This is a genomic window from Streptomyces sp. S3(2020) (assembly GCF_013044505.1).
Taxonomy (GTDB): domain Bacteria; phylum Actinomycetota; class Actinomycetes; order Streptomycetales; family Streptomycetaceae; genus Streptomyces.
This window is the reverse complement of sequence record NZ_JABERD010000325.1, coordinates 1-7,429: the sequence shown is the minus strand read 5'-3', so window position 1 is coordinate 7,429 and position 7,429 is coordinate 1. Positions and strand designations below refer to the sequence as shown.

At 71.4% G+C, this 7,429-nt stretch carries 8 protein-coding genes; 5 read left to right on the top strand and 3 right to left on the bottom strand.

The annotated features are described in order from the left end of the window. A partial coding sequence (locus HLK59_RS46385; protein WP_171147715.1) for an MFS transporter occupies positions 1 to 1,481 on the bottom strand: 1,481 nt, incomplete at its 3' end. Between the two features lie 69 nt (positions 1,482 to 1,550). On the opposite strand from HLK59_RS46385, the gene HLK59_RS46380 reads away from it, so the two are divergent. From HLK59_RS46380 to HLK59_RS46365, 4 genes are all read left to right on the top strand, one after another. Beyond that, positions 1,551 to 2,078 (top strand): helix-turn-helix domain-containing protein, encoded by a 528-nt coding sequence (locus HLK59_RS46380; protein WP_171147714.1) that lies wholly within the window; start codon positions 1,551 to 1,553, stop codon positions 2,076 to 2,078. Between the two features lie 79 nt (positions 2,079 to 2,157). Beyond that, positions 2,158 to 2,460 carry a DUF6412 domain-containing protein gene (locus HLK59_RS46375; protein ID WP_171147713.1) on the top strand — a complete coding sequence of 101 codons (303 nt, stop codon included), beginning with the start codon at positions 2,158 to 2,160 and terminating at the stop codon, positions 2,458 to 2,460. Between the two features lie 141 nt (positions 2,461 to 2,601). After that, entirely contained in the window at positions 2,602 to 3,300 is a 699-nt protein-coding gene (locus HLK59_RS46370; RefSeq protein ID WP_171147712.1) for a YidC/Oxa1 family membrane protein insertase, read from the top strand. Between the two features lie 141 nt (positions 3,301 to 3,441). Next, the gene (locus HLK59_RS46365) at positions 3,442 to 4,299 is read left to right on the top strand and encodes a fumarylacetoacetate hydrolase family protein (RefSeq protein WP_171147711.1); all 858 of its coding nucleotides are present in this window, start codon (positions 3,442 to 3,444) and stop codon (positions 4,297 to 4,299) included. Between the two features lie 97 nt (positions 4,300 to 4,396). Here the strand turns inward: HLK59_RS46365 and HLK59_RS46360 are convergent, their stop codons facing one another. Together HLK59_RS46360 and HLK59_RS46355 are read right to left on the bottom strand one after the other, a co-directional pair. Continuing rightward, on the bottom strand, positions 4,397 to 4,906 hold the full coding sequence (locus HLK59_RS46360; RefSeq protein ID WP_171147710.1) for a heme-degrading domain-containing protein: 510 nt from the start codon (positions 4,904 to 4,906) through the stop codon (positions 4,397 to 4,399). Next, positions 4,903 to 5,988 (bottom strand): Gfo/Idh/MocA family oxidoreductase, encoded by a 1,086-nt coding sequence (locus HLK59_RS46355; protein ID WP_171147709.1) that lies wholly within the window; start codon positions 5,986 to 5,988, stop codon positions 4,903 to 4,905. Before HLK59_RS46355 ends, HLK59_RS46360 begins: the two co-directional genes overlap by 4 nt. Before the next feature lie 56 nt (positions 5,989 to 6,044). On the opposite strand from HLK59_RS46355, the gene HLK59_RS46350 reads away from it, so the two are divergent. Beyond that, positions 6,045 to 7,136 carry an ROK family transcriptional regulator gene (locus HLK59_RS46350; RefSeq protein WP_171147708.1) on the top strand — a complete coding sequence of 364 codons (1,092 nt, stop codon included), beginning with the start codon at positions 6,045 to 6,047 and terminating at the stop codon, positions 7,134 to 7,136. Positions 7,137 to 7,429 lie beyond the last annotated feature (293 nt).

The window sequence follows — 7,429 nt, the reverse complement described above, 5'->3', positions numbered from 1 at the left end:
CCCGCCACCACGGCCAGCCCCGCCGACACCACCATCGCGACATCCGCACCCCGGGCCAGACCCCCGCCCGAGGAGGTCGCGAGGGCGATCGTCAGGGCAACCCCCGCACACGACCCGACGTACCGGAGGGTCTGCTGTGCCCCCGACCCCATCGCCGCGCGCTGAGCCGGTACCGACTCCACGGCGAGCAGGGGCAGCGCGGCGTTCAGCAGACCGCTGCCCACTCCCGCCACGATCAGGCCGGGGAGCAGGCGGGTCCAGGAGTCCGAGTCGAGGGAGCCCAGCATGGTCAGGACGCCGGCCGCGTGGAGCAGGAAACCGAGGGTGAGTTGCAGACGCGGGTGGACCCGGCCGGACAGCCGGCGTACCTGGAGTGCCACGGCGAAGGAGAGCCCGGACCAGAGCAGGAACAGCCAGGCCGTGTCCATCGGCGACAGCCGCATCGTCTGCTGGAGCAGGGCGGGCAGAAAGCTGAACAGGCCGATCACCGCGAGCCCCGTGAACAGCCCGCCGACGGAGGAGGCGAGGAAGCGGGGGCGGCGGAGCAGCCCCAGGTCGATCATCGGCCGCGCCGCGCGCCGCTCGACCATGACGAAGAGCGCCAGCAGCACCAGCGAGGCCAGCAGCAACAGGCCCACAGGTGCCCGCAGCCAGCCGTCCCGGCCCAGCGTCAGGGCCGCGACCAGGGCGACCAGGGCCGATCCGAAGGCCACGGCTCCACCGATGTCGGGGCGGCCGCCGCGAGGGGAGCGGGACGCGTGCCCGCCCAGAGGCACCTGTTCCCGCGCGACGAGGTCCGGCGTCACCTTCCCCTCCGTGACGAGGTCCGATGTCACCTTCCCCTCCGCGACGACGCCCGGCATCCCCCTCCCCTCCCCCTCACCGAAATACGGCAACGCGCGCGCCGACAGCACCCCCACGACCACGGCCGCGGCGCCCAGCACGACGTACGACAACCGCCAACTCGGCATCGCGCCGGTCACGATCGGTCCCACCGCGATCCCGCCGCTCACGAACGCGCCCCACCCCCCGGTCGCCCGCAGTCGCCCGGCCGGTGTCGGGTAGGCGTGGACGATCAGGCCGAGGCTGCTCGCGAGGAGGGCCGCGCTGGCCGCGCCCTGGGCTATGCGGGCCAGGGTGAACAGCCAGGTCGTGGAGGCGAAGGCGCCGAGGACCGTGGTGAGGCCGAGCGCGAGGGTGCCGGCGACGAAGATCCGGCGGCGGCCGTAGTCGTCGGCGAGACTGCCGGCGACCAGGAGGAGGGCGGCGAGACCGAGCGGGGTGCCGTTCAGGAGCCAGGCCTGGGCGGAGAGCGGGGTGTGCAGGGCGGCGGCGATGTCGGGGAGCGTGACCATCGGCGCGGTGTACGTCATCAGGGCGACGGCGGTGGCGGCGCTGGTCAGGGCGAGGGTGGGCCCGGCGGCGAGGGGTGCCGGGGCCGGAGCCTCGACGGTGATGGTTCGTTCACTGAACCTAGTCATGTGGAGTACCGTAACAGTGTCAGTTCGGTCAATGAACCAACTGCTCGCAAAGTGACTGAGGTGGACGGCATGGCACTGGGCAAGGACTACGTGACACAGCAGTGCTCGATGGCCCGCGCGCTGGAGGTCGTCGGCGAGCGCTGGACGCTTCTCGTCGTCCGCGACGCGCTCTACGGCGTACGGCGCTACAACGACTTCCTCGGTCACCTCGGCATCCCCCGCGCCGTCCTCGCCGCCCGCCTCCAGATGCTCACCGAGGAGGGCGTCCTGGAGAAGCGCCGGTACCAGGAGTCGCCGCCGCGCGACGAGTACGTCCTGACCGACCGCGGCATCGAGCTGTGGCCGGTGGTGCGCTCACTCGGGTGGTGGGGTCGCGAGCACTACGACAAGACGGTGCTGCGTGCCTTCCGGCACGCGGAGTGCGGCACCGAAATCGGCTCGTACGGCGAGTGCCCCGCCTGCGCAACCGTCGTACCGCCCGCCGACGTCCTCATGACGCCGGGCCCCGGACTCGATCCGGACCCGGTGGACCCGGTCAGCCGGGCTCTGCTGAAGCCCAAGCGGCTGCTGGAGCCGATCGTGACCGATCAGGTATAACCGACAGAAGTACGAATCACGTACGTCGTCCGGTCAGAGCACCGGCGAGACATCCGGTGAGCGAGGGGAGGGGCGGTCGATGATCCGCGGCTCACGCCCCGCCGTACCCCTGCTGCTCCTGTTCCTCCAGGTCGCGCTCCTCGACACCGGCAGCCTCTCCGCCACCGTCGCCCTCGCGGCGACCGCCGCGGCCGGCTCCGCCTTCGCCGCCTGCTCCCTGCTCGTCGCGCGCTGCGCACCCGCCGTACCGCCCACCCGGGTCCGTACGGCCATCCGCGACCGCGCCCGCCGTACGGCCTTCCTGTCGCAACGCGACCCCGACGCCAAGGGCCGCACCAGGCCCCGCGCACCCGGACAAGCCCTCCTGGCGACCACCGCGTAGGGGCACAGGCTTCCCTTTCCTGACATACGACGTACGACACGCGACACGCGATACGCGACGTACGACTGTGCGCCATCACGCGGGTCGTCATGCCGTCTGTTCCCACTCCCGGCACTGACGAGACCCCCGGAGGGCTCACCCATGTCCGTCTTCGCCACCTTGGTCGAGCATCTCGCCGACCTCCTCCACCCGCTGCTCGGCGCATCCGCCGCGGCCGGCGCGATCGTCCTGTTCACCGCGCTCGTACGACTCCTCGTGCACCCCCTGTCCCGCGCGGCGGCGCGCGGACAGAAGGCCCGCACCGAACTCCAGCCGAAGATCGCCGAGCTGCGCAGGAAGCACGCGAAGAACCCCGAGAAGCTCCAGAAGGCCGTACTGGCCCTGCATGCCGAGGAGAAGGTGTCCCCGCTGTCCGGCTGTCTGCCGAGCCTGTGCCAGATGCCGGCGTTCTTCCTCCTCTACCACCTGTTCTCGAACACGACGAACCCCCTCCTGACCCATGAACTGTTCGCCGCGCCCCTCGGCAACCGCTGGGCGGACGCGCTCGGCGACGGAGGCGCCTTCGGGGGAGCGGGGCTCGTGTACGTCGGGCTGTTCGCGCTGGTCGCCTGTGTCGCCGTCTTCAACTTCCGCCGCACCAGGCGGATGATGGCCGCGAACCCGGCCGTACCGGTGGTCGACGGACAGCCGGTGCCCGGGATGGGGGCGATGAGCAAGGTCATGCCGTTCATGTCCTTCTTCACGCTCTTCACCGTGGCGGTGGTGCCGCTGGCGGCCGCGCTGTACGTCGTCACCAGTACGACGTGGAGCGCGGTGGAGCGGGCGGCGCTCTACCGCTGAGACCACCCGAGGCCCTGAGAGCCCTCCGGTCCAGTCCGTGAACCGGGTATTGCGGACCGGACGTCGACCTTGGAGGATCGACCAGTCATCCGATGGCTGCACCCATGGGACGACACCCCGCGATCGAGGGAGATTGTGATCATGAAGCTGCTGCGAGTCGGTACGGCGGGAGCGGAGACGCCCGCGCTGCTCGACGCCGAGGGGACGCTGCGGGACCTCTCCGGTCTCGTCCCGGACATCGACGGAGCGCTGCTCGCCGACGACGCGGCGCTCGGGCGGATCCGGACGGCCGCGGAGGCCGGGGAACTGCCCGCGCTGGACGCCACCGGGCTGCGCGTCGGACCGCCGCTCGCCCGGATCGGCAAGATCGTGTGCATCGGCCTGAACTACCACGACCACGCCCGCGAGACCGGTGCCGAGCCGCCCGCCGAGCCCGTCATCTTCTTCAAGGCCGCGGACACGGTCGTGGGCCCGCACGACACCGTCCTCGTGCCCCGCAAGTCCGAGAAGACCGACTGGGAGGTCGAGCTGGCCGTGGTCATCGGACGCACCGCCCGCTACCTCGACTCGCACGAGGCGGCGCTCGCGCATGTCGCCGGGTACGCGGTGGCGCACGACGTGTCCGAGCGGGAGTTCCAGATCGAGCGGGGCGGGACCTGGGACAAGGGCAAGAACTGCGAGACGTTCAACCCGCTGGGCCCGTGGCTGGTGACGGCGGACGAGGTCCCGGACCCGCAGAACCTCTCCCTGAAACTCTGGGTCAACGGGGAGCTGAAGCAGGACGGGACGACGGCCGAGCAGATCTTCCCGGTGGCGGAAGTGGTGCGGTACGTCAGCCAGTTCATGACGCTGTACCCCGGTGACGTGATCAACACGGGGACGCCGGCGGGGGTGGCGCTGGGGCAGCCGGAGCCGAAGCCGTTCCTGCGGGCCGGAGACGTGGTGGAGCTGGAGATCGCGGGGCTCGGCCGTCAGCGGCAGGAGTTCAAGGACGCGTAGACGCTCCGCTGGGAGAGCCGGGGAACTGCGGCCTGTACGTCAGCCGCGGGCCGTGCGTGGCTGGTCGCGCAGTTCCCCGCGCCCCTGAGTGGGTGACCTACACGTTTTTCTCCAAGAACTCCTCCAGCGCCTCCACCACGAACTTGTGGTCCTGGAGCTGGGGCAGACCGCTCACCGTCACCGAGCCCACGACCCCCACGCCCTCCACGGTGATCGGGAAGGAACCGCCGTGGGCCGCGTACTCGTCCGCGTCCAGACGCGAGGACTCCTCGAAAGTGGTCCCCTTGGCGCGGAAGCGGGCGCCCACCAGGTACGAGGCCGACCCGTAGCGCTCCACCACCCGCCGCTTGCGGTTGATCCAGGCGTCGTTGTCCGGGGCGGAGCCGGGCAGGGCGGCGTGGAAGAGCTGCTGGCCGGAGCGGTGGATGTCGATGGCGACGGGGGCCTGCCGCTCCCGGGCCAGCTCCACCAGCAGGGAACCCAGGGCCCAGGCGTCGTCGTGCGTGAACTGGCGGAAGACCAGACGACGTTCCTGGGCCTCCAACTCCTCGATGGGCGGGGTCAGTTCCGGGTGGAACTTCGGGGTCAACTCGCCGCGCTGCGTCACAGCTTCACCACCACTCCGTCGTGGGCCGAACGGCGGGCCGCCTCGAGCACGTCGAGGGCGGCGGCCGCCTCCAGTGCGGTCACCGGGTTGGGACCGCCGTCGAGCAGAGCTTTCGCCACGGCCGCATAGTAAGCGGGGTAGTCGCCGGCGAGGGTCGGTTCGGGCCGACCGCCCCCGGTCAGCGGGGACTCACCGGCACCGACCCGCCCCCACAGCGCCTCGGGCTCAAGACCCCAGCCCTTGCCCTCGGCCGGCCGCTCGCCGTCCCGCAGGGCCGCCTCCTGGGGATCGAGGCCGTACTTCACATAGCCGGCCCGCGAGCCCAGCACCCTGAAGCGGGGCCCGAGTTGGGCGGTGGTGGCGGTGGCGTACAACTGGGTCCGGACGCCGCTCGCGTGCGTGAGCGCGATGAACGTGTCGTCGTCGACGGAAGCCCCCGACCGCCGGATGTCGGACTCGGCGTACACCGAGGTGACGGGACCGAAGAGGACGAGTGCCTGGTCCACGAGATGGCTGCCGAGGTCGTACAGCAGACCTCCGATCTCTGCCGGGTCACCGGACTCCCGCCACCCGCCCTTGGGCTGCGGCCGCCACCGCTCGAAGCGGGACTCGAAGCGCCATACGTCCCCGAGCTCGCCGTCGGCGAGAAGCTTGCGGAGCGTCAGGAAGTCGTTGTCCCACCGCCGGTTCTGGAACACGGACAGAAGCAGCCCCCGCTCCTCGGCGAGCGAGGCCAGGCTCCGCGCCTCGGCCGCCGTACCGGCGACGGGCTTGTCGACCACGACCGGGAGACCGGCCTCAAGAGCGGCGGTGGCGAGCGCGACATGCGTCTTGTTGGGCGAGGCGATGACGATGAGATCCAGCTCGCCGGCCCGCTGCTCGAACAACTCGTCGGACGTGGCGGCGACGCGTACGTCCGGGAACTCGGCGCGGGCCTGCTCCTGGCGCTCGGGGTTCGAGGTGACCACCGTGTCGAGGACCAGGCCCTCGGTCGCGGCGATCAGCGGGGCGTGGAAGACGGAGCCCGCGAGGCCGTAGCCGATGAGACCCACGCGGAGAGGGATACCAGTCGTACCAGTCATGCCTCCCACTTTGGCAACGCTGTTGCCAAAGTGCAAGCGGTAGGGAGAATGGTGGCGTGGACAGGACGAGGAAATCGGCGGCCGGAGTGAATCTGCTCGGGCTGCGCAGCCACAACACCGCGCTGGTCCTCGACCTGTTGCGCACCGCGGGAGCCGGGGGCATCAGCCGCCTGGAACTCGCCGACCGCACCGGCCTCACCCCCCAGGCCGTCAGCAAGATCACCGCCCGGCTCCGCGAGGAGGACCTCGCGACGGAGGCGGGGCACCGGGCATCGACGGGCGGCAAGCCCCGGACGGTCCTGCGGCTGGTCCCGGAGGCCGGCCACGCACTGGGAGCGCACCTGGACCGGGACGAGCTGCGGGCCGTGCTGGTCGACCTGGACGGGACCGTGGTGGGGGAGCGGTGCGTCGCGATGGACCTGGGGTCGGGGGCTGACGCCGTGGTGGAGGGGGTGGCCGGCCTCGCCGAGGCGTTGCTCTCGGAGCTGCGGCCGACGTCCGTACTCGGCCTGGGAGTGGCCCTGCCGGGACCGCTCGACCCCGGACGAGGGGTCCTGCACCGCGTCACCGGCTTCCCCGAGTGGGACGGCTTCCCCCTCCGTGACGCACTGGCGCGGCGACTTGGCATGCCGGTCGTCGTCGACAAGGACACCAACGCGGCTGCCCTGGGCCTGGCCGTCGGGGACGAGGCCGACTCCTTCGCGTATCTGCATCTCGGTACGGGACTGGGGGCCGGCCTGGTGATCGGCGGCAAGGTGCACCGGGGTGCCCGCACGGGCGCGGGAGAGTTCGGCCACCAGGTCATCCAGCTCGACGGACCGCCCTGCGGCTGCGGAAACCGGGGCTGTATCGAGGCCCTGTGCCTGGGAGCGGTGGCACAGGGGGACACGGCGACAGCGGCCCGGGTGCTGGGCGCGGGCGCCGCGAACCTGGTCGGCCTGCTCGACATCGACGTGGTACTCCTCGGCGGCCGCACGGTCACCGCGGCGCCGGAGGCGTTCGTACGAGGAGTGTGGACGGCACTGGACGAACGTGCGCGGGGTGCGGACGCCGTACCCGTGAGACTCGCCGACGGCGGCCCCAGGGGAGTCGCGGAGGGCGCCGCCCAACTACTGCTGGCACCGCTGTTCGGACGAGCAGACGGATGAACTGAGCCCCCAGGCGGGACGGGACCCGAGCTTGCGCAACGGCGAGCAGGGGACGTACCGGGGGGTGTCCGCCCGCAGCGTCGGGCGCCCAACCAAGTTGACCGCTGAAGAAACAGCACCGCCCGACCGAGGACGGACACCCCCCGGTGCGGCACCGACCCACAACGAACCGCACTGCGCGACACAAGCCCCCACCGAAGCCGCACAGGCAGCCGCAGGCATCCACCCCACCGCCCGTCCCTTATCCACACCTCACGCTCCCGCCGCAAAGGAAAGTGGACATCACGGTGGTC

Bases quoted from the DNA above. Each gene is read 5' to 3' on its own strand.
- HLK59_RS46380 (WP_171147714.1), top strand. From the start codon at position 1,551: ATGGCACTGGGCAAGGACTACGTGACACAGCAGTGCTCGATGGCCCGC.
- HLK59_RS46375 (WP_171147713.1), top strand. From the start codon at position 2,158: ATGATCCGCGGCTCACGCCCCGCCGTACCCCTGCTGCTCCTGTTCCTC.
- HLK59_RS46370 (WP_171147712.1), top strand. From the start codon at position 2,602: ATGTCCGTCTTCGCCACCTTGGTCGAGCATCTCGCCGACCTCCTCCAC.
- HLK59_RS46365 (WP_171147711.1), top strand. From the start codon at position 3,442: ATGAAGCTGCTGCGAGTCGGTACGGCGGGAGCGGAGACGCCCGCGCTG.
- HLK59_RS46355 (WP_171147709.1), bottom strand. From the start codon at position 5,988: ATGACTGGTACGACTGGTATCCCTCTCCGCGTGGGTCTCATCGGCTAC.